The organism is Streptomyces sp. NPDC026417 (genome assembly GCF_055567695.1).
Genome location: NZ_JBVHPY010000002.1, coordinates 301,748 through 328,122, shown reverse-complemented (window position 1 = coordinate 328,122; position 26,375 = coordinate 301,748). Strand labels below are relative to the sequence as shown.

The 26,375-nt window shown below is 72.8% G+C and carries 19 protein-coding genes; 9 read left to right on the top strand and 10 right to left on the bottom strand.

Features of this window, described 5'->3' with window-relative positions; all coding sequences use genetic code 11:
* Positions 1-55 precede the first annotated feature (55 nt).
* Genes ACZ4NT_RS04155 through ACZ4NT_RS04145 form a run of 3 tightly spaced genes read left to right on the top strand, consistent with a single transcriptional unit; the run spans position 56 to position 3,718 of the window.
* Positions 56-793 carry a beta-phosphoglucomutase family hydrolase gene (locus ACZ4NT_RS04155; protein ID WP_121409286.1) on the top strand — a complete coding sequence of 246 codons (738 nt, stop codon included), beginning with the start codon at positions 56-58 and terminating at the stop codon, positions 791-793.
* Positions 790-3,153 carry a glycosyl hydrolase family 65 domain-containing protein gene (locus tag ACZ4NT_RS04150; RefSeq protein ID WP_121409285.1) on the top strand — a complete coding sequence of 788 codons (2,364 nt, stop codon included), beginning with the start codon at positions 790-792 and terminating at the stop codon, positions 3,151-3,153. The genes ACZ4NT_RS04155 and ACZ4NT_RS04150 overlap by 4 nt, the downstream gene beginning before the upstream one ends.
* A gap of 28 nt (positions 3,154-3,181) precedes the next feature.
* A complete protein-coding gene (locus tag ACZ4NT_RS04145) occupies positions 3,182-3,718 on the top strand; it encodes a P-loop NTPase family protein (protein WP_467723238.1) in 537 nt (178 codons plus the stop codon).
* A 7-nt stretch (positions 3,719-3,725) separates the two neighbouring features.
* On the opposite strand, the gene ACZ4NT_RS04140 is transcribed toward ACZ4NT_RS04145, so the two are convergent.
* The 6 genes from ACZ4NT_RS04140 to ACZ4NT_RS04115 form a co-directional block, all read right to left on the bottom strand.
* Positions 3,726-5,267 (bottom strand): CAP domain-containing protein, encoded by a 1,542-nt coding sequence (locus tag ACZ4NT_RS04140; RefSeq protein ID WP_467723236.1) that lies wholly within the window; start codon positions 5,265-5,267, stop codon positions 3,726-3,728.
* 89 nt (positions 5,268-5,356) lie between these two features.
* Positions 5,357-5,662, bottom strand: a complete 306-nt coding sequence (locus ACZ4NT_RS04135) for a YkvA family protein (RefSeq protein ID WP_121409283.1) — start codon at positions 5,660-5,662, stop codon at positions 5,357-5,359.
* Between the two features lie 9 nt (positions 5,663-5,671).
* The gene (locus ACZ4NT_RS04130; RefSeq protein ID WP_467723233.1) at positions 5,672-6,565 is read right to left on the bottom strand and encodes an MBL fold metallo-hydrolase; all 894 of its coding nucleotides are present in this window, start codon (positions 6,563-6,565) and stop codon (positions 5,672-5,674) included.
* 119 nt (positions 6,566-6,684) lie between these two features.
* Positions 6,685-7,251, bottom strand: coding sequence for an antibiotic biosynthesis monooxygenase (locus ACZ4NT_RS04125; protein WP_121409281.1), 567 nt, complete (start codon positions 7,249-7,251; stop codon positions 6,685-6,687).
* Positions 7,252-7,312: 61 nt separating this feature from the next.
* Complete coding sequence (locus ACZ4NT_RS04120) at positions 7,313-7,693, bottom strand: hypothetical protein (RefSeq protein ID WP_183117251.1); 381 nt, start codon at positions 7,691-7,693, stop codon at positions 7,313-7,315.
* 322 nt (positions 7,694-8,015) lie between these two features.
* Complete coding sequence (locus ACZ4NT_RS04115) at positions 8,016-8,939, bottom strand: MurR/RpiR family transcriptional regulator (protein WP_467723231.1); 924 nt, start codon at positions 8,937-8,939, stop codon at positions 8,016-8,018.
* A gap of 169 nt (positions 8,940-9,108) precedes the next feature.
* On the opposite strand from ACZ4NT_RS04115, the gene ACZ4NT_RS04110 reads away from it, so the two are divergent.
* Together ACZ4NT_RS04110 and ACZ4NT_RS04105 are read left to right on the top strand one after the other, a co-directional pair.
* Complete coding sequence (locus ACZ4NT_RS04110) at positions 9,109-9,507, top strand: hypothetical protein (RefSeq protein WP_121409278.1); 399 nt, start codon at positions 9,109-9,111, stop codon at positions 9,505-9,507.
* The gene (locus ACZ4NT_RS04105; protein ID WP_121409277.1) at positions 9,504-10,337 is read left to right on the top strand and encodes a DUF1206 domain-containing protein; all 834 of its coding nucleotides are present in this window, start codon (positions 9,504-9,506) and stop codon (positions 10,335-10,337) included. The genes ACZ4NT_RS04110 and ACZ4NT_RS04105 overlap by 4 nt, the downstream gene beginning before the upstream one ends.
* A 68-nt stretch (positions 10,338-10,405) precedes the next feature.
* Here ACZ4NT_RS04105 and ACZ4NT_RS04100 read toward each other — a convergent pair whose 3' ends face one another.
* The 3 genes from ACZ4NT_RS04100 to ACZ4NT_RS04090 all read right to left on the bottom strand — a co-directional run bounded on the left by ACZ4NT_RS04100 (position 10,406) and on the right by ACZ4NT_RS04090 (position 14,454).
* Positions 10,406-11,695 carry a ThuA domain-containing protein gene (locus ACZ4NT_RS04100; RefSeq protein ID WP_121409276.1) on the bottom strand — a complete coding sequence of 430 codons (1,290 nt, stop codon included), beginning with the start codon at positions 11,693-11,695 and terminating at the stop codon, positions 10,406-10,408.
* Positions 11,696-11,780: 85 nt separating this feature from the next.
* Positions 11,781-13,166 carry a ricin-type beta-trefoil lectin domain protein gene (locus ACZ4NT_RS04095; protein ID WP_121409275.1) on the bottom strand — a complete coding sequence of 462 codons (1,386 nt, stop codon included), beginning with the start codon at positions 13,164-13,166 and terminating at the stop codon, positions 11,781-11,783.
* Between the two features lie 256 nt (positions 13,167-13,422).
* On the bottom strand, positions 13,423-14,454 hold the full coding sequence (locus tag ACZ4NT_RS04090; protein ID WP_467723228.1) for a mannose-binding protein: 1,032 nt from the start codon (positions 14,452-14,454) through the stop codon (positions 13,423-13,425).
* Positions 14,455-14,926: 472 nt separating this feature from the next.
* On the opposite strand from ACZ4NT_RS04090, the gene ACZ4NT_RS04085 reads away from it, so the two are divergent.
* The 4 genes from ACZ4NT_RS04085 (at position 14,927) to ACZ4NT_RS04070 (ending at position 21,823) form a co-directional block, all read left to right on the top strand.
* A complete protein-coding gene (locus tag ACZ4NT_RS04085; protein ID WP_467723226.1) occupies positions 14,927-15,826 on the top strand; it encodes a type VII secretion system-associated protein in 900 nt (299 codons plus the stop codon).
* Positions 15,823-17,106, top strand: a complete 1,284-nt coding sequence (locus ACZ4NT_RS04080; protein ID WP_467723224.1) for a ricin-type beta-trefoil lectin domain protein — start codon at positions 15,823-15,825, stop codon at positions 17,104-17,106. Before ACZ4NT_RS04085 ends, ACZ4NT_RS04080 begins: the two co-directional genes overlap by 4 nt.
* Before the next feature lie 140 nt (positions 17,107-17,246).
* Entirely contained in the window at positions 17,247-20,564 is a 3,318-nt protein-coding gene (locus ACZ4NT_RS04075) for a right-handed parallel beta-helix repeat-containing protein (protein ID WP_467723222.1), read from the top strand.
* Positions 20,561-21,823 carry a S8 family serine peptidase gene (locus ACZ4NT_RS04070; protein ID WP_467723220.1) on the top strand — a complete coding sequence of 421 codons (1,263 nt, stop codon included), beginning with the start codon at positions 20,561-20,563 and terminating at the stop codon, positions 21,821-21,823. The genes ACZ4NT_RS04075 and ACZ4NT_RS04070 overlap by 4 nt, the downstream gene beginning before the upstream one ends.
* A gap of 193 nt (positions 21,824-22,016) precedes the next feature.
* On the opposite strand, the gene eccCa is transcribed toward ACZ4NT_RS04070, so the two are convergent.
* Positions 22,017-26,054, bottom strand: coding sequence for a type VII secretion protein EccCa (eccCa, locus tag ACZ4NT_RS04065; RefSeq protein ID WP_467723219.1), 4,038 nt, complete (start codon positions 26,052-26,054; stop codon positions 22,017-22,019).
* Between the last annotated feature and the right edge of the window lie 321 nt (positions 26,055-26,375).

The window sequence follows — 26,375 nt, the reverse complement described above, 5'->3', positions numbered from 1 at the left end:
GGCATGTGGTGCCCGCCACTCGATGGGACGGCACCGCCCGGGGAAGGTTCTCACCATGACGCAGCTCGGTCTTCCGAAAGCAATCCAGGCCTGCCTCTTCGATCTCGACGGGGTCATCACCAAGACGGCCGTCGTGCACAGGGCCGCATGGAAGCGGACGTTCGACGACTTCCTGCACCGACGCGACGGCGACGGCTTCCGGCCCTTCTCGGACGCCGACTACGACCAGTACGTGGACGGGCTTCCCCGCGCCGACGGCGTGCGCACCTTCCTCGCCTCGCGCGGCGTCGAACTGCCCGAGGGCGGCCCCGACGACCCGCCGGACCGGGACACCGTGCACGGCCTCGGCAACCGCAAGAACGAACTCCTGCTGGAGCTGATCCGCACCGACGGCGTCGAGGCGTACGACAGCACGCTGCGCTACATCCAGGCGGCCCGCGCCGAGGGACTGCTCACGGCCGTCGTCTCCTCCAGCGCCAACTGCCGGGACGTCCTGCGCTCGATCGGCGCGGAGTCCCTCTTCGACGTCCGTATCGACGGGGTCGTGGCCGCCGAGCGGAAACTGCCCGGCAAACCGCGTCCGGACACCTTCCTGGCCGCGGCCCGCGACCTGGGCGTGGACGCCTCGGCCGCGGCCGTCTTCGAGGACGCACTGGCCGGGATGGACGCCGGGCGCTCCGGGCACTTCGGATACGTCGTCGGAGTGGACCGCGTCGGTCAGGCCGACGCCCTGCGCGACCACGGCGCCGACGTCGTCGTACCGGACCTGGCGGAACTGAGGGAGCAGCGTTGATCACCCACACGTCGTACGCCGTCGAGCCCTGGGCGGTGCGCGAGCACATCCTGCATCTCGACGTCCTGCCGCAGAGCGAGTCGGTGTTCGCGCTGTCGAACGGCCACGTCGGCTGGCGGGGGAACCTGGACGAGGGCGAACCGCACGGCCTGCCGGGGTCCTATCTGAACGGGGTCCACGAGACCCACCCGCTGCCCTACGCGGAGGCGGGATACGGCTACCCGGAGTCCGGGCAGACCGTCATCAACGTCACCAACGGAAAGATCATCCGGCTGCTCGTGGACGACGAGCCGTTCGACCTGCGCTACGGACGGCTTCGCTCGCACGAGCGGGTGCTCGACCTGCGGACCGGCCTGCTCACCCGGACCTGCGAGTGGACGTCGCCGGCCGGCTCGACGGTCCGCGTGCGCTCCACGCGGCTGGTCTCCTTCACCCAGCGGGCCATCGCCGCCGTCGCCTACGAGGTCGAGGCCGTCGACAGCGAGAGCCGCATCGTCGTCCAGTCGGAACTCGTCGCCAACGAACAGCTGCCGGGCCGCAACGGCGACCCGAGGGCGGCGATCGCCCTGGAGTCTCCGCTGGAGCCGGAGGAGCACTTCGCGAAGGACAGCCGGCTGCGGCTCGTGCACCGCACCCGGAGCAGCGGCCTGCGCGTCGCCGCAGCGGCCGACCACACCGTGGACGGCCCCGAACCGACGACCACGGACGGCGAGAGCACGGACGACGTCGCCCGCCTCACCGTCACCTCCGTCCTCGCCCCCGGACAGACCTTGCGGGTCGAGAAGTTCGTGTCGTACGGCTGGTCGAGCGCGCGGTCGCTGCCCGCCGTGAGCGACCAGGTGGACGCGGCACTCGCGGCCGCCACCCGGTCGGGCTGGCAGGGCCTCGTCGAGCAACAGCGCGCCTACCTCGACGACTTCTGGGCGCGGGCCGACGTCGAGGTGGACGGCGACGAGGAGATCCAGCAGGCCGTCCGCTTCGCCCTCTTCCACGTCCTGCAGGCCGGTGCGCGTGCCGAACAGCGGGCGATACCCGCGAAGGGACTCACCGGCTCCGGCTACGACGGACACGCCTTCTGGGACACCGAGACCTTCGTGCTGCCCCTGCTCATGTACACCTCGCCCAACGCCGTGGCCGAGGCGCTGCGCTGGCGCCAGAACACGCTGCCCGCCGCCCGTGAGCGGGCCGCCCAGCTCGGGCTCAGGGGCGCCGCCTTCCCCTGGCGGACCATCGAGGGCTCGGAGGGGTCCGCGTACTGGCCGGCCGGAACCGCCGCGTTCCATGTGAACGCCGACATCGCCGACGCCGTCGTGCGCTACGTCGCGGTCACCGGCGACCGGCGCTTCGAACGGGACACGGGTGTCGAACTCCTCGTGGAGACCGCCCGGTTGTGGCGGTCACTGGGACACCATGACCACCACGGCGCGTTCCACATCGACGGCGTGACGGGACCGGACGAGTACAGCGCGGTCGCGAACGACAACACGTACACCAACCTCATGGCCCGCACGAACCTGCTCGCCGCGGCCGAGGTCGTCGAGCGCCATCCGCGCCAGGCCGCGGCCCTGGGGGTCGACGACGAGGAGAGCGCGGCCTGGCGCGACGCCGCCGAGGCCATGCACGTCCCGTACAACCACGACCTGGGCGTCCACGAGCAGCACGCCGGGTTCACCCGCTACCAGCGCTGGGACTTCGCCGCCACCCGCCCCGAGCAGTACCCGCTGATGCTGAACTTCCCGTACTTCGACCTCTACCGCAAGCAGGTCGTCAAGCAGGCCGACCTGGTGCTGGCGATGTACAAGTGCAGCCCCTTCTTCGACGCGGAGCACAAGGCGCGCAACTTCGCGTACTACGAACCGCTCACCGTCCGCGACTCCTCCCTGTCGGCCTGCTGCCAGGCCGTCATCGCCGTCGAGGCGGGCCATCCGCACCTCGCCTACGACTACCTGATGGAAGCGGCGCTGATGGACCTGGAGGACCTGGAGCACAACACCCGCGACGGGCTCCACATCGCCTCCCTCGCCGGTGCCTGGATGGCGCTCGTCGCCGGCTTCGGCGGGATGCGCCACCACGGGGAGACGATCGAGTTCTCTCCCCGGCTGCCCGAGCGGTTCAGCCGCCTCGCCTTCCACCTGGAACTGCTCGGCCGCCGCCTGCGCGTGGAGGTCAGGCCGACCACCGCCACCTACACCCTGCTGACCGGTGAGCCGCTGACCCTCCATCACTACGGTGAGCCGCTCACGGTCGACGCCGACAAGCCGCAACGGCGCGACATACCGAAGACCCCGCACCGGCCGGCACCGGAACAACCGGTGCACCGGCGGCCCAACAGCGATCTGCTGGGCAGCGTCGACGGGTAAGTGGCCGGCCCGGACGTAGGCTCCCGGGATGAAGCGCATCCTCGTGGTCGGCATCAGCGGAGCCGGGAAGTCCACGCTCGCGCGCGCCCTGTCGACGCGACTACGGCTGCCCTACCACGAGATGGACGAGCTGTACTACGCCGGGCCGGGCTGGGCGGTGAACTGCACGTTCTCCGAGGACGTGCGGCGCATCGCCCGGTCGCCGGGCTGGATCTTCGATTCGCTCGGCTATCCGGAGGTCCGCGACCTGCTGTGGGAGCACGCCGACACCGTGCTCTGGCTGGACTACGGGCGCCGCGTGGTGATGCCCCGCGTGCTGCGCCGGTCGCTGCGCAGGACGCTGTTGCGCGAGCGGCTCTTCGGCGGCAACCGGGAGACCCTGGCCGACTGGTTCCGGCCCGGCCACCCCGCGTGGTGGGCGTGGTCCCGGCACGGGGCAAGACGCGCGGAGATCGCACGCCGCACCCGGGACCCCCGCTTCGCGCCGCTCCGCGTGGTGCGTTTCGGCACGCCGGGCGAGGCCGCGGCCTGGCTGCGGTCCGTCGCGGCCGGCGACTTGCTCTGACGCGCCGTCAGCCCCCGAAGAGCTGGGTCCAGTACGTGCCGGCCCTGCCGCCGCCGGCGAAGCCGACGCCCAGGTGCGTGAAGGCCGGCTTGAGGATGTTGGCGCGGTGGCCGGGGCTGTTCATCCAGCCGCGGACCACCTCGGCGGGGGAGCGCTGACCGCAGGCGATGTTCTCCCCGACGGAGCGGTGGACGGAGCCCGCGGCGGCCGCGCGGTCCCAGGGCTCGCGCCCCTCGGGAGTGGTGTGTGCGTAGAAGTCGCGCGCCGCCATGTCGCCGCTGTGCGCCTGGGCCGCCGCGGTGAGCCGCGGATCCGCGGCGAGCGGGAGGAGACCGGCCGACGTCCGTGCGGAGTTGGTGAGCGCGAGGACCTCGGCCGCCGTCCGAGCCAGCCCGGCGGGGGAGAAGGGGCACGCCCACAGCGCCGTCCAGAACATGTCACCGGTGCGCGGATCGGCGGCCGAGGCCAGACCGGTCTGACGGAAGCGCGGGTCGCACAGGGTGAGCCGGGTCCGCTCCGCGGACAGGCAGTACGCCACGAACTCGGCCGGCGTGCGGGGGCCGGACACCAGGTGTTCGCCCACGGCCAGATACGCGTATCCGGTCGCGGTGACGCGCTGGTGGACGGAGACGCCGTCCGGGCTCTCGGTCCCCAGGCGCCCGGCGGACGCCATCGCGGTGGCGTGGGCGCTCGCCGCGGCCGTCAGGCGCGCGTCGGCGAAGACGGGCGGGGCGCCCGCGGCGGCGCGGGCCGCGTTCACGCGATCGAGGAAGCCGTCGGGGGCCGAGCCGCCGCCGGTCCGGGATGCGGCGTCCCCCGGAGGCGCGAGGGCTCGGGGTGCGGAGCGGGGCGGCGGCGGAGTCCTCCCGAGCGCCGGACGGGGCGGTGAGGGGGCGGTCCGGGGAGCGGGTCCCGCGGGGGTGGGCGCCGCGCCGGTGGAGCCCGGCACGGCTCTCGTGGGTCCGGCCCGGGGCGCCGGGGCGGTGGTCCGCGGTGCGGGGCCGGGGGTCCTCCGGGCCGTCGGTGCGGTGGTTCCCGGGGCGGGGCGGACCGGAGCCGTGGGTGGCTCCTCCGTGACCTCGATGCCGAAGTCGCGGGCCACGCCGGCCAGTCCGTCGGCGTACCCCTGGCCGAGGGCGCGGAGCTTCCAGCCGGTGCCGCGGCGGTAGAGCTCGGCGAGCAGCAGGGCGGTCTCACGCTCGGGGCGCGGTGGCACGAACCGGGCGAGGGTGCCCGCGCCCGGACCCGTCACGTGCAGGACAGGAGTAGGAAGGCGACCCAGCGGGGTCCCGGAAGCCGTGGGGCTGACCAGCACCGTGACGCGCGTGGCCCCCGACCGCAGCTTCGCCGGATCGACGGCCAGTTCTTCGCCGAGCAGCCGGACTCCGGGAGCGCCGGGCTGGTTGTAGAACACGAAGTCGTCGTCGCCGCGCACCTTTCCGCCGTCGTCGGTGACGAGGGCGCAGAGGTCGAAGGGCCCCGGCACCCGAAGCGTCAGGGTGCCGGGCGGGAGGGGCACGTTGCCCCCGGGAACCAGCTCGCTCGTCACGACACCCCCCCCGTCGCTGAGTCACGCCCGCACCGGCCCGCCGTCCCCGGACGCCGCGGGTCCGCCCGCGCAGACCGGCCCGCCCGCGCCTAGTCGGACAACGCGCGGCCGGTGCCGCGCGGTTCCCGTTCCGGCACGGCCGCGCGCAGCGACCTCAGGGCCAGCAGGAGCACGCCGATGTCGTCGAGGTAGACGGGGTCGGGCAGCAGGTCGGTGGGGAGCACGAGGTAGGCGACGGCACCCCAGAACACCCAGCGGGGTCCGGACGGGAGCCCGGCGCGGCGCAGGTCGCGGCGGGCCCGGACGAGCCGGACCAGCAGCACGACGGCCACCGCCAGGACGGCCGCCGCGAGGATCGCGCCGACGACGAGCAGGTTCCGTGCGGTGAGGTCCATGTCCGCGTCCTAGTCCTGGTCGGGAGTGTCGAGGCGGCAGATGACGAAGTCGTCGAAGACGTGCCGTCCGGGCCGGTCCCCGACGGTGTCGATCGCCGCACGGATGGCGCGCAGGTGGTCCGGCGTCATCTGCAGCGGCGGTTCGTCGGGCTGGTACGTGGTGCGGACGGGGTAGTCCTCGCCGGGACGCCGGGTCATCTCGATGTGGCAGCCGAGCACGTGGGTGACCGGCCGGCTCGCGCAGAAGTCGATCAGCCGGTCGATGCTGCGGGTGAACGCCGCCCAGTCGGTCACGTAGAGGCGGCCGGGATAGACGGTGTCACCGGTGAGCAGGAATCCGGTCCAGGGGTCGAAGTAGGTGACGGCGGCCTCGTGATGCCCCGGAGTGGCGAGGCACTCCAGCACGCGCCCGCCGAGGTCGACGCGGGCGACCTTGCCGGGCTCGTCGGTGAACCCGAAGAAGCCGAAGGCGCTGTCCCGGGCCGCGTCCACGACGCGGGTGTCCGGGCGGTCCGCGAACTGACCGTCCCCGGCGATGTGGTCGCCGTGCGGGTGGGTGTGCAGCACGAGCAGCTCGTAGCCGTCGCGGGGGTGGGCCGCCAGCCACTTCTCCATCAGCTGGTCGATCACCCGGCGCAGCGGGAAGAACTCGGGCCGGGACGTGGCCCCGGTGTCGATCAGCACGGCGCGCGTCTCGCCGAACAGCAGGAAGAGGAACGGCGCTTCGTAGTCGACGGCCTTGTTCTGCCGCAGGACGACGGTGTGCTCGTCGTACGCGTGGACCTGGATCTCCGGGTTCGTGTCGTGCTTGGCCGACGGCGACCCGTGGATCCACCGCACGTCCAGCGTGCGGGCCGCGGGGGATGCGGCGGTGGCGGTGTCCTCGGGCCCTGGCGTGTCCACGACGTCTCCTTCGGTGCGTCCTCCTGCCGACCGGGTACGGCGCACATCTCGTCCGGGGCAGGCACGGCCGCGCCGCCGCCGGGAAATTACCACGGCTCGTCTACCCGCCCGGACGGTGATCAGGCGTCCGGGGTCGGGTACAGCCAGAGCCGGAACAGCCGGCTCAGTCCGGGCATGATCACGTAGGTCAGCAGGGGCAGCAGGATCATCGGGAAGACGGCGGCGCGCAGCGGCAGGGGCCAGGCGGTGGTCTTCGGGGTCACCAGCCACTGGATCAGCAGCGTGCACGGATAGGCGCCGAGGAACGTCGTCAGCACCATCTTCCAGCGGGCCGGCGCCCGCACCGCGGTGCCCGGGAGGCTGAACCACGTCTCGAGGCCGGTCGTCGACTGCCGCTCGCTGCTGACCTCGGTCGCCACCCCCTCGATGCGGGCGTGCCACGTGGCGCGCTCGGGAGACGCCAGCCAGTCGGTGAGCCGCTGCGGGTCGGCGAAGCGGAGCACGGCGTGGAAGAGGTGGCCGTCCTCGGGCCGCAGCCAGGAGACGCCCTCGTTGCCGGTGAACTCTCTCGCGCAGCGCGTGATGCCGTGCGTCCACTGCTCGAACTCGGCCTCGTGTCCGGGCCGGACCCGCCAGGTGAGGACGGTCGTGATGGGGTCGGCGTGCTGTTCGTGCGGGGTGCTCATGTCGACATCGTCTGCCACGTGCGGCGCGGGTCATGCCCCGACGCGCGTCCGGTCCGGGACGTCAGTGCGGGCGCCCGCCGCCGCCGTCGAGGAGGGCCTGGCTGACGGCCCTGATACTGCGGGCGATGTGGTGGAGCTGGCCGACCTCGGCGGCGTACATCTTGATCGTGTGCTCGATGACCGACTCCGGGATCCCGAGGGCGGGCAGTTCGGCCCGCGCGGTCTGCAGGGCGGTCCGGGCGACCCGGATCTCGTGCTGCACCTGGATCTGTGCGTGGCGGGCGAGCAGCACGGGGTGGCGCATCAATGCGGGGTAGCTGGCGTAGCGGGCCGGCACCAGGTCGCGCAGCCACCTGGCGGCGGACCTCTCCCAGTCGTAGCTGCCGGGGTTCTTGACCTGGCACGGCCAGTCCGTACTGATCGGCGAGTAAGTCAGGGCCATGTTCATCGCTTCCGGGGACGTCGGCGGCTCAGTGCGGGTTCTGGGGCGGCCCCGACCTAGGGGATGACCGGGGCCGCCGCCACGGCACTCGCGAGCGAGTCCCGTTCCGAGCACCCGGAACCCGTTGGGTAGGAGCGGACGGCCCCGGGTGTTCGTCGGACGTGGCCCCGGAGGCCTCTGGAGCCACGATCCGCAAGGAGTATTTATATATACCGCCGGATACGCAAGGACATGAAAAAATTCATGCGAGATATGGGCCGATTCGTCCGTGAAGACACGGTCACCCACCGTGCCGCAGCCCTTCAGTTCTTCCCGGAGAACGTCAGTCCTTCAGGAAGAAGTGGTGTTGTTCGGCGATCTGCTCGTACTCCTCCAGGCGCCCCTGCGTCCGCTCCGGATCGGCGTCCGTCATGGCCTGGAGCAGCGCCGAGGACATCACGACGGGCGCCGCGTAGGAATCGAAGACGAGGCGGGAGCCGGTCCCGGTGGCGAAGGTGACGTCGGCCTCGTCGGCCAGCGGCCCGAGCGCCAGGTCGGTGACCAGCGCGACCCGCAGCCCGGCCCGGCGCGCCACCTGCACCGCGGTGAGCGTCTCCTGGGCGTGCCGGGGCATGGCGAAAGCCAGCACCCAGGTGCCGCCCGCCTCCCGCGACTGGAGCAGTGCGTCGTACGCGACACTGCCACCCCGGGTCACCAGCCGCACGTCCGGGTGGATGCGCCGCGCCGCGTAGGCGAAGTACTCGGCCAGGGACACCGAGATCCGCAGCCCCAGCACGGTCAGCGGGGCCGAGCGCGACAGGGCCCGGCCGACGTCGATCACCTTGTCGGGGTCGGCGAAGTCGCGCCGCAGGTTCTCCAGGTTCTCGATCTCGGCGTCCACCGCGGCCTGCAGTTCGTTGCTGCGGTTCTCCGCCGGGGTGCCGGGGGCGCTGCCCAGCGTGGCGAGCGCGATCGCCTGCAACCGCTCCCGCAACGCGGGGTAGCCGCTGAAGCCGACCGCCGCGGCGAACCGGGTCACCGACGGCTGGCTGACGCCCACCCGTTCGGCGAGATCGGTGATCGACAGGAACGCCGCCTCGGTGATGTGTTCGATCAGGTACTGGGCGATGCGCCGCTGCCCGGGCGAGAGCCGGGGGCCGTCGAACAGCTCCCTGAGCTGGGAGGTGGGCGCCGCGCCCGCCTCCGGAGCCGTCTTTCCCGAGGTGATCGCAGATGCCTGCGCGCGTGCCTGCTGCGGCGATGGCACCGGGCCGCCTCCTTGATGTCCCACGAGGACTCAACATAGCTCACTGTCCGTGCTGACCTGGGCGGGTACCGCCACACACCTGCGGCCGCGAACCTGTTTCACCGCCACCCGCGGGGTACCCGTGTCGGTACGAACGCGTCTGTGCGCAGGCGAGAGGGAGAGGGTTTCGATGAGTACGAGTCCGCTGGCCGCATCGCAGGTTCAGGTGGTGCTCAGCGACTGCTCCGCGGCGGACGCCGGGAGCCTGTTCGCTGCACTGTGCAGCCGCTTCTCCTCGGACCGCTGTGCCGAGGACGAGCCTCATGAGACCGAGGGGAAACGGCCCACGATGTGGACCGGCACCTTCGACACGTCCGGCGCGTCCGGAGACAAACCCGTCCCTCCGGCGCAGCTCTCGGCACCGGTCACGGCTGACGTACAGGGCGGCCCCCACGCGGTGAAACACCTGCGCGAGGCGCTCGACGAGGCGTTCACCGTGCACCAGCTGGGTGAGGAAGCCGGTGACCAGGAAGTAGAGGTCCAATTGAAGCTCGAGAACAAGTCGACCCCCCAGACGCGGTCCATATGAACGCGGACGCGGCGGTGCGGGGAGGGCGATTCCGCGTCCGGGGTGCGGCGACAGGCTCGGCGACCGAGAAGGCCGCCAGAGCCGGGCTGGCCGCCCGTGGTGTGATCTATCTGCTGGTCGGTGTGCTGGCGCTGCAGATCGCCTTCGGCGAGGGGCACCGTCAGGCGGACCGCAGCGGTGCGCTGGAGGAGATCGCCGCGCAGCCCTTCGGGGCGGCGGTGCTGTGGCTCCTGGGGGCCGGGCTGGTGGGCATGGCGCTGTGGCGGCTCTCCGAGGCGGTGTTCGGAGTTGCCGGGAAGGACGGCCGGTCCGTGCGCAAGCGGGCGATGTCGGCGGCGCGCTGCGTGTTCTACGCGTTCGTCGCCTACTCGGTGCTGTCCTTCGCCGCGGGCTCGGGCGGCAGCAAGTCCAGCGACAAGCAGTCCCGGGACGTGACGGCCCGGGTGCTGGAGATGCCCGCGGGGCAGTGGATCGTGGGCGCGGCCGGTATCGGCATCGTGGGTGCGGGTGTGTGGATCGCGGCCCGGGCCGTGATGCGCAAGTACCACAAGCACTTGAAGCTCGGTGAGATGTCGCGCACGACGCGCCGGGTGGTCGACATCACGGGCGTGGGCGGCGGAGTCGCCCGTGGTCTGGTGTTCGCGGTGGCCGGCGCCTTCGCGGTGCGGGCAGCCGTCGACTACGAGCCCGACAAGGCCAAGGGGCTGGACGACACACTGAGGTCGTTCGCCGAGACGCCCGCGGGACCGTGGCTCCTCGCCTGCGTCGCCGCCGGCCTGGTCCTGTTCGGCGTCTTCTCCTTCGCGATGGCGCGCTGGCGCAGGGTCTGAGAAGACGGCCCGAGGGCAGTGAACGGCCGACTCCGCTCAGCGGGGGCGGCCGTTCCGTGCGTGCGGGCTCAGGGCTGTGCGGCCGGTGTGAAGCTCTGAGCCGAGGAGTCGTCGCACGTTCGCTGGGTGAGCCGGACGCCGTTGGTCGCGGTGCTCGCCGTGCTCAGGCACTTCCCGCTGTGACGGGCGACGAAGTGGTACCGCCCGCCGGCCTCCCGTACGGGCCGCCACTGCTGGTTCGTGCCGCCCGAGTAACTCCAGAGCTGCAGCCCCGCGTTGTCGGCCGTGGAACGGTCGACGACGTCGACGACCTGCTGCGGATTCCCGCGGACGGTGATCCGCGTGTAGCCGCCGTCCGTGGCAGGGAACCGGAACTGCTGCGCCTGCGTGCCGTTGCAGGCGTACTGCTGGACCGCCGTCCCGTTGGCCGTGGCCGCGGAACGGGTGTCCACGCAGGTGCCGTTGGCCTGGTTCGTCAAGGAGTACCAGGCGGTCTCGGAGATGCCGTCCGCCGGAGGGGTCGTCGCGCCCGCGCCGCCGAGCCACTTCAGCCCGTCCAGCAGGAAGCGGTTCTGGACCGTACTGGCGAAGGTCGACGAAAGACGCGTGTCGGTCGAGTAGTTCATCGCGTTGTGCCCGAAGTTCGCGTACAGCATCCGGTACTGCGTGTTGGTCCACAGGATGGGGTAGTACCCGCTGTACCAGGACTGGGCGGGGTCCGTGCCCAGGGGGAAGCTCACGGGGTCGACGGAGGCCAGGACCTTGATGTCCGGGTTCTGCCGCAGGTCCTTCGTCCAGCTGTACCACTCGCTGACCGACGAGGTGAAGGTGGCCGGCAGGTTCCTCGTCGAGGCGTGCGTCCGGTCCTCGACCTTGAGTTCCGCCGTGGTCGGCCCCCAGGTGTTGCTGCTGAAGTTCCCGCTGCCGAGGAACCGGTCGTGGTACCACGGCCAGCTGCCCGCATCGGTCGTGAAGGCGGCCACATGGAAGCCCAGCCAGGCGCCGCCGCCTCGCATGTACTGCTCGAAGCCCGCTCGCTGGGCGGCGGTCTGCGGCAGGTCGTCCAGGAACAGGACGACCTGGTAGCCGTTCACTCCACCGTTGCTCAGCAGGTCCCAGTTGCTGCTGGCGGTGTAGGTGAAGCCGTTCGCGGCGGCCTGCGCGGGGAACCAGTCGTTCGCCTCCTTGACGAAGTCGATGTGCGCCGCGTCCCACGTGCCGTTGTAGAGAGCCAGCACCTTGAACGGGGTCGCCGCGGGGGCCGCGTGTGCGGGGGTCACCGCCGGCCCCAGCAGCGTGGCCAGGAGGAGGAGCACCCGCAGGGTGATGCGCGCCGGTGCGGATCTGTTCGTGTGCATACGGATCTCGGTCCCTTCTGCGCGTCTCGCGGGAAACCGGGCCACGGCTTCTCCGGAGAGGTGGGGGGTGAGGGAGAGAGGGGCCTCAGCCGGTGTACTGGGCGAGGATGCCGGTGAACTGCCAGGGGGTCTGGGCCACACCCGAGCAGGTGTCGTCGTTCGGGTAGCCGCCGGGGCAGGGCCGGTCGCGGTTCACGGACCAGAACGTCAGCCGCGCCAGGTGGTGTTGCTGCGCGTAGCCGAGGATGGTCCGGAAGTCGGCCGGGGTGACGGTCTCGCCGACGTCGGTGATGCCGTTCATGGAGGAGATGCCCATGCCGCGGTACGCCTGGTCGTCGCTGTAGCCGTACGCGCTCTTGAGCGCCGACTTCAGGCCCTCGGCCGCCCGCAGGGTGAGCGTCCCCATGTTCTGTCCGGCGCCGCCGAAGTCGAACGGCATGATGGTCCAGCTGTCCACGGTCAGCCCGGATGCCGCGGCCCGCTTGATGAGACTGGTGTCGGGCCCGCTCTGGCCCGTGCCGATGGTGACGTACACCTTGAGACCGGGGTTTGCGGCCTTGACGGTCTTCAGCGCGTCGACGGTCCGCTGCTGCACGGTGCCGTTGGTGTAGGCGTCGGCCTCCAGGTCGATGTCGATGGCCTTCAGCCCGTAGGCGTCGATGACCTTCTGGTAGGCCGCCGCGAGTGCGCTCGCGCTGGAGCAGGAGCTCTCCAGCTTGTTGCCGCTGTAGCCGCCGAAGGACGGGATGACGTCGCCGCCGTTGGCCCGCACGGTGGAGACGGTCTGCTGGTCGGCGCCGCCGGTCAGCGGACGGCTGCCGTCCCATTGCGGGTTGCAGTACCCGTTGCTCAGGACGAAGGCGAGTGTGAACCACTTGACGCCGGTGGCGTTCATGACGGTGGCGGGGCTGGGCGGGCTGCCCCAGCCGTTGTAGAGGTACGGGGCGACGGCCATCGGGGCGGAGGGGGTCGTGCCGCCACCGGCGGCGGGCGCGGTCCACTTCTGATTGGCGGCGCCGGTGCAGCTCCACAGCTGCACGGCCGTTCCGTTCGCGGAGGTGTTGCCGGTGACGTCCAGACACTTGTCGGCCTGCGGGTTGACGATGTCGCGGGCCGCGGAGACCGTCCATTTCTGGTTGGCGCCACCGGTGCAGTCCCACAGCTGGAGCTTGGCCCCGTCGGCGGTCGAGTTGCCGGTGACGTCCAGGCACTTGCCCAGCGCCCGGATGGTCTGGTCGGAGCCGACCGTCCACTGCTGGGCGGCCGTCCCGTTGCAGTCGTGGATCTGAACGGGGGTGCCGTTGGCCGGACTTGCTCCGGCGACGTCCAGGCACGTGCCTCCGAGTCCGGTGACGGTGCCGGTGGCGGCTGCCGCGGGGGAGGCGGTGAGAGCGCCGGCCGAGAGAGTCAGCGCGGCTGTCGAGAGGGTGACGCGGAGCGCGGTGGAACGCGCACGGGATCGTCCGGCCACGGGGGATCACGGCCCTTCACAAGTGGTCGATGGTGGGGGGTTTGTTCACATAGGTGAACATCGAGCGCATGCGTGGAGGCTTGGTGATCGGTGAACCTAAAGGTCTGAACCAGAGACGTCAAGAGATGAAGCGAGCACTCGGGTGAATTGGCCTCCGGAAGCGATGAGTTGAAGGCGCGGGGCGCCCACGACGACGAGCGGCCGAGGCTCTGCACGGGCAGAACCTCGGCCGGGGGAACGCCGTGGAGGGGGAGGGTCAGGTCGACCAGACGACCCCGCCGTTGTGCAGGACGACCACCTTGCCGTCCGCGCGCAGGACCAGCTGGGCGTTCTCGTGGCCGTGGCTGCGGGAGGCCCAGATGGGGCGGTCGTCACCGTTGTGGATGACGAGGTTGCCGTCCTGCTGGAAGATGGCCCGGTGGTCGGCCCCGAAGGTCATGGACGCCCAGATGGCCTTGTCGTGCTCGTTGTAGACGACGAGGTTGCCGTCGGTCTGCATGGTCATGCGGATGCGGTTGGTGGACCAGGACTGTCCGGCCCGCAGGACGCTGGTCGCGTAGACGGTCCTGGTGCCCCAGTTCGGCTTCGGGTCCGCCTTGGGCCTGGTCTCGGCCTTCGGCTTCTTCCCCGGCGACGTGCTCGGCTTCACCGGCGCCGGCGGGGCGGGCGGGGTGACGGCGGCCTTCGGCACCGCGCTCTTCCTCGGCTTCTTCGCGCTCGGTGACGCACTGGGCTTCTCGGCCACGTAGTCGTCGAGCACGGCGGGGGCGGTGCTCGCGTTGAGGACGGTGTCGGAGTCCGCGGCCAGGCCCTTGGCCGAGTCGGGGCGCTCGTCGTTCGCGCTTCCGGCCAACAGCAGGGGTATCGCGACCAGAATCGCGCCGGCGATCGCGGCACCCGCCAGGATCGGCTTGCGGGGGCGGCCGGTGCCCACGCCGGTGTCGGATGTGACCTCCGGGGGCGCTGCCGCGGCGGCCACCGCCACGGCGGCGCCCTCCTCGGACTCCTCCGCGGGTTCGGCGGCCGCCGGGGGCGCGGGCGGTGCGGCGGCGACCTCCGCGGTCTCCGGGGCGGTGCCGGACCCCGCCGCCGGAGCCGCGGCCCCGGCCGGGGCCTGCTCGTCCGGTGCCGAGGGCGCGGGTGAGGACCCGGCCTCCGCCGCGCGGGCGGCGGCCGCCTCCGCGCTCGCGCCGGGGGTCTGGGGCTGGGGGGACATGCGGTACTCCTCCTCGGTGGCGGAGCCGTCGTGGTGGACGCGGCCCGCCGCGGCGGACGGATCGGCGAACACCGGCCGGCCCGCCGGGCGTTGGTCAAGTGCCGCGTCGAGGTGCGCCCGGTCGGCCCGGTCCGGGCCGCCGGGTCCGCGGGGCCTGCCGCGGTGGCGGCCGCCGACCGGCCCGATGCCTTCCGAGCTGCGAACTGCCCCCGTACGGGACCGGGTTGGACGCCCGGGTGGAAGGCGCTTGGGCCCTCGACGGGGTCCGATGGCGTACCCAACCTAGCCCGTCCCGGCGGCGACAGCAGCACCGGCGGCCCCGACCGCCCCGGCGCTTTGTCCCCCCGCGCCTCACTGATCCCCATTGGTCCTCGGATCGGGCAGCAAACGGGCACGTGGGCCACCCCATACGGGCCCGGCCGTGCCGCCCACGGAAAGGGTGTGTGTGGCATCCTGTTGGCTTCCCGATCCGATCAACATCGGCGTGCGCGCATCCGGTGCGGCACCCCCAAGAACGCGTACGGACCGAAGAGTTCAGGTGGAGATGCGGCCCTTAGAACGGCAGGAGGGCAGGCAGGACGCCCTGTCCGTGGCGCGTGCCGGCTCCGGCCCGGCCGCTGCCCCCGAGCCGCCCGTGACCGTCGCCCCCGACCTGGGGCAGAGCACCGAGGTGTCCGAGATACCCGAGGCCGTGCGGGCCGCCGCCCGTCAGGCCCCGGGGCACTGGATCGGCGTGGTCGACCCGGAGTGGACCGACGAGCGGACACCGCCGGAGTGGGCGGTGCTGGGGGAGTGGCAGTCGGACGAGAGCGGCGGCGTGGGGGCCTATCGCGCCAACCCCGCCTACCGGCCCTCGGCGCGCGTGCTCGGCTGGCCGGAGCCCACCGATCCGGTGGACGCGGCGGCCCAGCGCGCCGCCACCGGTTACGGCTCCGTGGACGAGGCGATCGCGGCTCTCGCGGAGGCGGACGTCACCGTGGTGCGCGGGGCGGACGGCGGGCCCCTCACGGCCGCCGGTCAGGACGGGGCGCCGGTGGTGCTGTTGTTCACCTCACCGGTGCACGAGTTCATGTCCCCGGCACTTCGCCATGGCACCCTTCCGGCCCGGGACCTGGCCCGTTCACTGAGCGGTTCGGGCACCCGGCTGCTCGCCAACGCGGGGGCCGCGGCACCCTTGCTCGTACCGGCGGACAGTCTCCTCGATCCCGTACCGGCGCCGGACGGCGAGCACATGCCCGCAGCGGAGGCCCAGGAGGTGGAACACCCCGGCGGCCTCTCCGGACCCTCCGACGCCCCCGGAGTCTCCGGCGGTCTCCCCGGTGTCTCCGGCGACCTCCCGGACTCCGCCGACCTCTCCGGCTCGGCGGCACCCACCGGTCCCGCGGCCGCGCCCCCCGACGGCACCCCCGACCCCTGGCCCCACACCACAGGGAGGACCACGTGACACCCTCGGCCCAGCAGCACCCCGACTCCGCGCCTGCCTCGTCCGGTTCGGAGGACGACGAGGCCGCCGCGGGCGCCACCGCCGCTCCCGAGGCCGCCGCCGAATCCGGTGCGGCGAAGGCCGGACCCGGCGCTCGACCAGGGGCGTCCGCCACGAACGCCGCCGAGCCCGAGTCGTCGCCCGGGCCCGCGACAGCGGAGACCGGGCCCGCGGCAGCGGAGACCGGGCCCGCGGCAGCGGAAGCAGAGCCCGATGACGACCCCGATCCCGATCCCGATTCCCAGAGCGGACCGCGGACCGGCGAGGCCGGAGGAACACCCGGCCCGGCGGGTGCCCCGGGCCCCGACGCCGAAGCCGAAGGAACGGCCGCACCCGAGGGGACGGCTGAGCCCGACACCGAGGCCGACCCCGGCGCCGCCGCGGCCGCCAAGAGCCGGCTGCCGGCGTTCGTACGCACCATGACCGCGACCGCGATCGACCGGCCGCACCAGGCGGCCGGGCCGGTGGGACGGCCGGGCAGGGCGGTGCTGGCCGGAGCCGCCGTCGCCGGCGCCCTGCTCGTGTCGGTGCCGTTGCTGATGCTCGGCGGGAACGACGACAAGGACAACAAGGGACCCGCGTCCGCGGGAACCGTGCTCGGCGGCAACGCCCAGGAGGATCCGGGCGAGTTCGCCGCGGCCGCACCCGCCACCCGCTCCCCGGACACCGACTCCGAGGAGTCCGGCCACAAGAAGGGGAAGCCGGTCGAGGAAGCCTCGGCGTCGGCCACCGAGAAGAGCGGGAACGGCGGGCCGAAGGACGCCGGCGAGAAGAACCGGCAGAAGAAGCAGGACGGCGAGAACAAGGCCGACCGTGGTGACGACCAGCCGGCGAGGGCCGGTTCGGGCGTCACCCTCAGCGCGCCCGTGTCCCTGCGCAGCCATCTCTCGGGCCGCTGCCTCGACGTCCCGGGCGGCGACTTCGCGGACGGCAAGAAGCTGTGGGTGTGGGACTGCAACGGCGCCGCCGCACAGAAGTGGCAGTTCGCCTCCGACGGCACCGTCCGCATCAAGGGCTTCTGCCTGGACGTGGCCAACGCGAACTACAACGACGGCACGCCCGTCCAGATCGCCTGGTGCAGCGGCAACAACGCCCAGAAGTTCGTCCTGAACGACCGCCACGACCTGGTCAACACCGTCGTCGGCAAGTGTGTCGACATCAAGGACAACAACGCGGGCAGCGGCGCCTGGTTGCAGCTGTGGGGCTGCGCGGGGACCGACAACCAGAAGTGGAGTGTCTGAACAGGACGCCCGGGGAGGGGGAGCAGCCCTCCCGATACCCGTCCGCCCCGCGGGCGGGGCATGATGGCACCGTCGGTTCGCCGACACGCCCCCGAGCGGGGCACTCGCTCAAGACGCCCCCGTGGCAAGGAGGTTGGTGCGTGTCGCGCCAGGTACTGTCGGTCGGCCCGGGGGACCGGGACCGCTACCGGACCATCGGTGAGGCACTCGCGGCCGCCCGGACCGGCGCCCTCATCAGCGTCCGGCCCGGGACGTACGCGGAGAACCTGGTGATCAACACCAGGGTCACCCTCACCGCCGCCGAAGGACGGGGAACGGTGGAGATCCGGCCGCGCTCGGGCAGCGTCGTCGCGCTGCGCGCCGACGCCGTGATGCTCTCCGAACTGACGCTGCGCGGCGGCGACGCCGAGCTGCCCGCCGTGGACGTGCGCCGCGGTCAGGCCGCGCTCGACGGCTGCGAGGTCGTCGGCGCCGCCTGGACCGCGTTGCTGGCCGGCGGCACCGGCTCGCTGGCGCTGCGGGAGTGCCGGGTCAGCAACGCGCAGGGCGCGGGCATCGTGGTCACCTCGACCACGCCCACCACCGTGGAGTCCTGCACCTTCGAGCACCTGGGCACCAGCGGTCTGGTCCTCGCGGAACAGGGCGAGGCCCGCATCCGGGGCTGCACGGTGCGCGACGCCCGCGGCAACGGCCTCCTGGCCAACGACGACTCCCGCGGCACGGTCGAGGACTGCGACATCTCCTCCACCGACAAACCCTCCATCGCCCTGGAGCAGAACTCCTCCCTCTCGGTGGTACGCACCGTGGTGCACGACACCAGCACCGGCGTGCACCTGAGCAGCACGGGCCGTACGACGCTGGAGGACGTCCGCGTCACCGGGGCGTCCGGGAACGGGATCACTCTGGCCAAGGGCACCGACCCGGTGCTGCGCCGCTGCCGCGTCACGCGCACCCGAGGACACGGCGTCCTGGTCACCGACCGGGCGCGCGGCACCTTCGAGGACTGCTGGGTCGACGGCGCGCAGGGCGCGGCGCTCCGGGTCGCCGGGGCCGCCTCGCCCGCGCTGACCGGCCTGACCGTCCGCGACTGCGAGCAGACCGGACTGCTGCTGGAGGAGGACTCGGCGGCGGAGCTGGACCACCTGGAGGTGATCGGCGGGGCGCCCGCCGTCGCGGTGCGCGGCGGCGCCAACCCCCTGCTGCGCCGGGCCCGGCTGGTGGAACCCTCCGGCGACGGCATCTCGGTCGCCAGGGACGCCCGCGGCAGGGTCGAGGACTGCGAGGTCGTCCGGCCGAAGGGCGCCGGCGTGCGGGTGGCCTCCGGCAGCACGCTCTACCTGGCCGGCGGCGGGGTCTCGGACACGGCCACCCACGGCCTGGTCGTGGAGGACGGCGGCAACGTCACCGTCCGCGACTTCCGGGTCGAGATCTCCGGCGAGGAGGGCGTGGTCGTCGCCGCGGGTGGCGAACTCACCGCCAACCGCACCGCCGTGCACGCCCCGAGGGGGCACGGCTTCCTGCTCCGCGAGGGCGCGCTCGCCTCGCTCAGCGGCTGCGAGGTCTCGGGTGGCGCCCAGGACGGCTTCCGGGTGGAGTCCACCGCGCCGGTGTCCCTGGTGAACTGCCTCGCCCGGGAGAACGAGGGCGGGGGCCTGGTGCAGACCGCGCCCGGAGAACGGCTCGCCGTGGACGGACTCAACAGCACCGGCAACGGCAAGCGGGACGCCTGGGGCTCCGGCAGCGCCGAGAACACCGACCCGGCCGGCTCCGGCGCGGCCGACGCGCCCCCGCCGGACCGCGCCGACGGCCCGCTCGGCGCCCTGAACGCGCTGATCGGGCTGGAGAACGTCAAGCAGCAGGTGCGGACGCTGGTCAACCTGACCCAGCTCGCGCAACGCCGTGAGCAACTCGGCATGTCCGCCCCGCCGATGAGCCGGCACCTGATCTTCGCCGGGCCGCCCGGCACGGGCAAGACCACCGTGGCGCGCCTCTACGGGGCGATCCTCGCCGAACTCGGCTCGCTGCGCAGCGGGCACCTGGTGGAGGTCTCGCGCGCCGACCTGGTCGCACAGGTCGTCGGCGGCACCGCGATCAAGACCACCGAGACGTTCCAACGGGCCCTCGGCGGTGTGCTGTTCATCGACGAGGCGTACACGCTCGCCTCGGACAGCGGCAACGGCGGCGCCGACTTCGGCCGCGAGGCGGTGGACACCCTGCTGAAGCTGATGGAGGACCACCGCGACGACGTGGTGGTGGTCGCGGCCGGGTACTCCCGCGAGATGGAGTCGTTCCTGGGCTCCAACCCGGGCCTGGCGTCCCGCTTCTCGCGGACCGTCGAGTTCGAGAACTACTCGGTGCCCGAACTCGTCGCGATCATGGAGAACATGTGCGCCCAGCACCAGTACGAGCTGGGCGAGGGCACCGCGGCCGCACTGGCCGCGCACTTCGAGGCGATGCCGCGGGACGGCGGTTTCGGCAACGGCCGTGCCGCACGCGGGGTGTTCGAGGAGATGGTGGACAGACAGGCCGTCCGGCTGGCCGCCCTGCCGCAGGTCAATGAGCACGATCTGCGGCTCCTGTTGCCGGACGACGTCTCGGCCACCGCCGCCGCGCGGGCCGGCGAGACCGCCGTCCCGGCCGACGACCCGCTGACCCGCCTCGGCGACATGATCGGTCTCGCCGAGGTGAAGCGCGAGGTCGCGGACCTCGTCAACCTCATCACCACCGCCCGCCACCGTGCCGCCGCCGGACTGCCGGTGCCCTCGCTGAGCAACCATCTCGTCTTCACCGGTCCACCCGGCACCGGCAAGACCACCGTCGCGCGCCTGTACGGGGAGATCCTGACCCAGCTCGGCATCCTCGACCGGGGGCAGCTGATCGAGGCGGCCCGCGCCGACCTCGTCGGCCGCTACATCGGGCACACCGCCCAGCTCACCCGCGAGGTCTTCGAACGGGCCCGTGGCGGTGTGCTGTTCATCGACGAGGCGTACACCCTCACCCCGCGCGGCGGCGGCGCCGACTTCGGGCAGGAAGCCGTGGACACGCTGCTGAAGCTGATGGAGGACCACCGTGACGAAGTGGTCGTCATCGTCGCCGGCTACACCGACGAGATGGAGCGGTTCCTCGCTTCCAACCTGGGCCTGTCCTCCCGCTTCCCGCGCCGGATCGCCTTCGCCGACTACTCCTCCGAGGAACTTGTCACCATCGTGCGCGCCCAGGCGGCGAGCATGGGCTACGAGTGCGGACCGGGCACCGGCCCGCTGCTGAAGGAGTACTTCGACTCGCTGCCCCGGGACCGCTCCTTCGGCAACGCCCGGCTGGCCCGCCAGGTGGTCGAGTCGATGGTCACCCGCCAGGCGGGCCGCCTCAGTTCACTCGCCACACCCACGCTCGACGACCTGCGCATTCTGCTCCCCCAGGACGTCGCGCCCGCGTCTCTGAAGGCGGCTCCCCGATGAGGACACCGGCCCGCGCAGCAGCACGCATGCTGTCCGGCACCGGCCTCGTCGCCGCCCTGCTGCTGCCCGCGGCGGTGCCGGTCCAGGCGGCGCCGCCGTCCCGGCCGCCCGCCGCCGACGGGAAGAAGGGCCAGGAGCTGCCCGCCATGCCGTCCGCTCTCGCCGCGGACGCCGACGCGGTGAACTGCACCCCCGCCTCACGCGAGAAGGCCAGGAAGCAGGACTGGTCGCGCCAGCGCCTCGACCTGGACCGGCTGCACGGGTACGGCACCGGTGCGGGCGTGACCGTCGCCGTCGTCGACACCGGCGTCGATCCGGATGCCACCGGCCTCCGGGGCCGGGTCACCGCGCCGGGCGCGGCCGGCGAGGACTGCGTCGGGCACGGCACCTTCCTCGCCGGGCTGGTCGCCGGGGCCGGTGGAGGCGGCGCGGGCCTGACCGGAGTCGCCCCGGCCGCGAGGATCCTCGCCCTGCGCGGGACCGACACCCGCGGCTTGCCGGACAGCGACCTGGTGGTGGCGGCGGTACGCGACGCGACCGCGGCGCACGCCGACGTGATCGCCGTCGCGGTGGCCCTGCCCCGTCGCGACGCGGAGTTGACCCGGGCGGTCGCCGACGCGCGCCGTGCGGGCGCGCTGGTGGTGGCCGCGGCCACCCCGGACCCACCGCGGAGCGGCACCGGCGACATCCCCTCCCGCACTTACTGGCCGGCCGGTGAGCCGGGGGTCCTGTCGGTCGCCGACATGCTCCCCGGCGGTGCACGCCCGGACAACGCGCCGGCCACCGGCGGGATCGACCTGGCCGCGCCCGGCGCCGGGGTCGTCTCCGGCGGCCCGCGGGGTGACGGCCACTACCTGGGCGCCGGTGCCTCGGTCGCCGCCGCCTACACCGCCGGGGCCGCCGCGGTGGTCCGCGCCGCGCGTCCCGACGACTCGGCCGCCGCCGTCGCGCGACGCCTGACCGCGACGGCCTACCCCGCCGACATCCCGCAGCTCGACCCCTACGCGGCCGTCACCACCGTCCTCGGCGAGGCGGGCGGGTCCGCCGGCACCGGACGGGCGGCGGATCCCGTGGCCGTCCGCGACACCGCCGCCGCGGACCGTGCCACCGACCGGGCCACGCTCTTCGTACTCCTCGGCACCGGCGGCGTACTGGCCGTCCTGTGGGCCGTGTTCGTCCTTCCCAGGGCCCGCGCCCGGGGGTGGCGCCCGGCGGGAGCGGGTGCCCCCGCGGGAGCGGAAGCCGCGGAGGAGGACTGAACGGCGGGACCAGGGTGCCCGCGCCTCGGCCGACCGCCCAAGGGCGCCCGTAGGGCAGCGCGGGCCGCTGCCTGCGAGCCGGTACGAGCCGGTGGGGCCCGTCGCCCAGTTCCGCGCGCCTCTCGCGGGGCGACGGGGCCGCGACCGGAGGTGGGGGCCACCAAGGGCGGCCCCCGCCTCCCGTCGTGCCCTGTCAGGCGGTCCCGCCCTCCTGGTCCGCCACCAGGGCGGTCTGCATCAGCCGCGCGCGGCGGCGGGCGATGTGCAGTGCGCGGCCCGGAGGGAGGTTGCGGGGCTTCGCGTTGCCGAAGAGGCGGCCCTCCGTGGGCGGGCAGGAGAGCAGTACGGCCGGGTTGTTGGCCTCGTCGAGACGGCGGATCAGGCCGTCGCTGAGGCCGCGGCCGGCACCCATGGCGCTGCGGGCCACGACCAGGTGCAGACCCATCTCGAAGCCGAGCGTCAGGTACTCGAACAGGGGCTCCATGGGGCTCTGGAACGAGCTGCCCGAGACCATGTCGTAGTCGTCGATCAGGATGAACAGGCGGGGGCCGGTCCACCAGTCGCACCTGCGCATGCGGCTGGGCGCGATGTCGGCGCCGGGGACTCGGGTCTTCATGGCCCGGGCCGCGCCCTCGACGGTCTCCTTGAGGTTGTCCAGGGAGATGACGTGCCCGATGCGGTACTCCTCGGGAACGGTGTCGACGAGGGTGCGGCGGTAGTCCACCACGATGATCTTCGCCTCGGCGGGGGAGTAGCGGGCGGTGATGCCCGCGACGACGGTGCGCAGGAGGTTGGTCTTGCCGCTCTCCGTGTCGCCGACCACGATCAGGTGCGGGGTACGGCTGAAGTCGTGCCAGACCGGCTCCAGGGCGTCCTGGTCGATGCCGAGCGGCAGGCGCATGCCGCCGCCCTCCGTGGACTCGGGTGCGGGGAGCTCGGCGGCCGGCAGCCGGTGCGGCAGCATCCGGACCTGGGGGGCCGGCGCTCCGGACCAGTGCCGGGCGACCTCGCCGACCAGGTGGCCGACTCCGTCGCCGAGGTCGTCGAGTGAGCCGCTGCCGTCCAGCCGGGGCAGGCCGGCGAGGAAGTGCATCTTGCTGTCGGCGGTGATGCCGCGGCCACCGCTGCGCGGCACCGAACGGGCCTTGCGGGTGTCGATCTCGGAGTCCATCGGGTCGCCCATCCGCAGTTCGAGACGGGTGGCGGACTGGTCGCGGACCTGCGCGGACAGCTCCACCCAGCGCGTGGTGGTGATGATCAGGTGGATGCCGTAATTGAGGCCCCGCGCGGCGAGTTCGTTGAACTTCGCGATCAGGTCGTCGTAGTCCTGGCGGACCGTGGACCAGCCGTCGACCACCATGAACACGTCGCCGAAGGGCTCGTCGGGAAACTCCCCGGCGGCCCGCCGACGGCGGTAGGACTGCATGGAGTCGATGGTGTGGTCGACGAAGAACTGCTCGCGCCGGGCGAGCAGTGTCATCACCTCGGCGACCGCCCGGTGCACCCGCTCCGGGTTGAGCCGCGCGGCGACACCGCCGACGTGCGGAAGCGCGGCGAGCTGCGAGAGGCCACCGCCGCCGAAGTCGAGGCAGTAGAACTGGATCTCGGCGGGGGTGTGGGTCAGCGCGAGGGCGCCGATCAGGGTGCGGGTGAGGGTGGACTTGCCGCTCTGCGACCCTCCCGCGATGGCGACGTGGCCACCGGCGCCGGAGAGGTCCACGACCAGCGGGTCGCGGCGCTGCTCGAACGGCTTGTCCACCAGGCCGACCGGAACACGCAGCTTCCCGGTCCCGGACCAGCCGGTTGCGGTGAGCCCGCGCTCGGGGTCGGGAGTGATGCCGGGCAGCAGGGCGTCCAGCGGTGCGGGCTCGTCCAGGGGCGGCAGCCACACCTGGTGGGCGGCGGGGCCCGAGTCGCGCAGCCGGTCGAGAGCCACGGCGAGCAGGGTCTCCTCGTCCTCCTCGGCCTCCTCCGTCTCCGGTTCCGGCTCGGGCGCGGCCTCCAGGGTGCGCGGCACCACCCAGCCGCTGGTCCACGGCACCACCTGGCTGGCCACCCGGGCCTGGACCACGGCGCCGGTACGACGACGGTAGGTGCCGGACGAGTAGGCGGCACGGAACCGGGTCAACGACTCCACACCGGACTTCAGGTAGCCGCTGCCGGGCTGGGCCGGCAGTTCGTAGGCGTCCGGCACGCCGAGCACGCCGCGGCTCTCCATGGCGGAGAAGGTACGCAGGCCGATCCGGTACGAGAGATGGCTCTCCAACTGGTGCATCCGGCCCTCGTCCAGGCGCTGCGAGGCGAGCAGCAGGTGCACCCCGAGGGATCGGCCGAGGCGGCCGATCATCACGAAAAGGTCCATGAACTCCCGGTGCGTGGACAGCAGTTCGCTGAACTCGTCGACCACCACGAACAGGCTGGGCAGCGGGGCGAGATCGGCCCCCGCGGCACGGGCCCGCTCGTACTCAAGGGCGGAGGTGTAGTTGCCGGCCGCGCGCAACAGCTCCTGTCGGCGCATGAGTTCACCGTGCAGCGCGTCCTGCATGCGCTCCACCAGCGCCACCTCGTCGGCAAGGTTGGTGATGACGGCGGAGGTGTGCGGGAGTTCCTCCAGGCCCAGGAAGGTGGCGCCGCCCTTGAAGTCGACCAGGACGAAGTTCAGGGTCTCCGAGGAGTTGGTCAGGGCGAGTCCGAGGACGAGGGTGCGCAGCAGCTCGCTCTTGCCGGAGCCGGTGGCGCCGATGAGCATGCCGTGCGGGCCCATGCCGCCCTGCGCGGACTCCTTGATGTCGAGTTCCACCGGACGGCCGTCCACGCCGACCGCGACCGGTACCCGCAGCCGGGCGGAACCGGTGTGCCGGGCGAAGAGCGCCGCCGGGTCGTGGCGGTGCAGGTCGGGGATGCCGAGCAGGGTGGTCAGCTCGACGTCGGCGTCCAGCGGCTGCGCGATGTCGGTGCCCAGGCTGATCCGGCGGGAGGTCAGCAGCCGGGCCAGGGACTCCGCACCGAGCGGGCCGAGCCGGTCCGGTCGGCCGAGCGGTACGGAACGCTCCTTGCGGCTGCGGTCGGTGCGCACCAGGTTCACCCGGCCGGGACCGACGGTCAGCCGCAGCGTATTGCGGCCGGGGCGCCAGCGCAGCGCCCCGGAGACGTCGAGGACCACGGCATTGCGGTAGCCGTGCCCCTCCCAGCGGTGGCCCTCGGGGACGGTCACGCCGTCCAGGACGACCACCGTGTAGGGCTCGTCACGCCCGGGTCGGGCGTCCGGGTCGAAACCGGGCCGCTCGGCGAACTCGGCGCCGAGCAGGTCGTCCAGCTCCGTGAGGTCGGCGGTGATCCGGCGGACCTGGCCCGCGCCGTCCTCCTCCTGCGGATGCAGCGCGTGCGGCAGCCACTTGACCCACTCCCAGTCGGGCCGCCGCTCGTCGCTGACACAGACCGCGAGCCACAGCTCCTCGGGCGCGTGGAACACCGCCAGCTGACCGAGCGCGGCGCGCACGAGGGAGCGTACGGAGTCGGTCGGGTCCTGAGCCCGGGCGTCGCCCCCGGAGCCGCCCTCGCCGAGTCGGCCCTCCGGCGGGATACCCGGCTCGGCGGATGCCTGGCCGGGGGCACCCTCGGGACGCATCAGGATCCGGGCCGAGGAGCGCAGATACAGGCCGAGAGGCTGATCGGGCACCGTCGAGTAGGCGCGGATGAAACGGCGGAGGGCGTGCGCGCAGAGCGGTTCGAGATCCTCCACCGGGCGGGTGGAGACCGGCTGGAGGGTGAGCGCGAGCTGCTGTTCGCCGACCGCGAGCCGGGCCTCGCCGAAGTCCTCGTCGGCCGGGCGGCGCTCCCACAGCCGTGAGGTGCGGGCCAGCGAGCGGAGCGAGGCGGGGTCGGGGTGGCGCCAGGCGAGCGCCCGCTGCTGCTCCACGATGGTGGAACGCACCCGCTTGCGGGTCTGCGCCAGATAGCGGAGGTAGTCGCGGCGCTCACCCTTCAGGCGCTGCTTGCGCTCGCTGGAGCGGCGCATCAGCTGCCCCAGCAGCATGGCACCGGCGGAGAGCGCCATGACGCCCATCGCCAGATACATGAAGACGCCGTTCCCGCCGCCCGGGCGCAGGAACATCAGCATCATCGACACCGACATCAGGGCCATCGGCAAATAGGTCCATATCGCCGAGGTGTCGGGCACCGTCTCGGCGAGGACCGGTGGCTCCTGCAGGGTCAATTGACCCTCGGGCATCTCCGGTCCGCGTCTACGGGCCGGCCGGCGAAACAGCACCACACTCAAGGAACAGAACCTCCGGTTTCACTGGCTTTACGGCCCGCACCGAATACCCGCGCATCCGGCGGCGGGAAAGACCGTACCGGGCTGATTCTCCGGGTGGCGCGTCGGGCGGTGAACGCCGGGGTGAATGTCCGGAGCGGATGGCGGGTTCGCCAACTCCCTTGCGCGGCAAGTCCATACCGGACGTCGAGTCCGGTCCGCAGCACGACCCGGCGGGCGTAGGCAGTAGTCTGCATTCACGGAACGCGACCTGTCCACGCGGGAGAGGCGGTCGCC

Bases quoted from the DNA above. Each gene is read 5' to 3' on its own strand.
- ACZ4NT_RS04110 (WP_121409278.1), top strand. From the start codon at position 9,109: ATGAGTACGAGTCCGCTGGCCGCATCGCAGGTTCAGGTGGTGCTCAGC.
- eccCa (WP_467723219.1), bottom strand. From the start codon at position 26,054: ATGCCCGAGGGTCAATTGACCCTGCAGGAGCCACCGGTCCTCGCCGAG.
- ACZ4NT_RS04085 (WP_467723226.1), top strand. From the start codon at position 14,927: ATGCGGCCCTTAGAACGGCAGGAGGGCAGGCAGGACGCCCTGTCCGTG.
- ACZ4NT_RS04135 (WP_121409283.1), bottom strand. From the start codon at position 5,662: ATGGACCTCACCGCACGGAACCTGCTCGTCGTCGGCGCGATCCTCGCG.
- ACZ4NT_RS04145 (WP_467723238.1), top strand. From the start codon at position 3,182: ATGAAGCGCATCCTCGTGGTCGGCATCAGCGGAGCCGGGAAGTCCACG.
- ACZ4NT_RS04100 (WP_121409276.1), bottom strand. From the start codon at position 11,695: ATGCACACGAACAGATCCGCACCGGCGCGCATCACCCTGCGGGTGCTC.
- ACZ4NT_RS04155 (WP_121409286.1), top strand. From the start codon at position 56: ATGACGCAGCTCGGTCTTCCGAAAGCAATCCAGGCCTGCCTCTTCGAT.
- ACZ4NT_RS04120 (WP_183117251.1), bottom strand. From the start codon at position 7,693: ATGGCCCTGACTTACTCGCCGATCAGTACGGACTGGCCGTGCCAGGTC.
- ACZ4NT_RS04105 (WP_121409277.1), top strand. From the start codon at position 9,504: ATGAACGCGGACGCGGCGGTGCGGGGAGGGCGATTCCGCGTCCGGGGT.
- ACZ4NT_RS04070 (WP_467723220.1), top strand. From the start codon at position 20,561: ATGAGGACACCGGCCCGCGCAGCAGCACGCATGCTGTCCGGCACCGGC.
- ACZ4NT_RS04125 (WP_121409281.1), bottom strand. From the start codon at position 7,251: ATGAGCACCCCGCACGAACAGCACGCCGACCCCATCACGACCGTCCTC.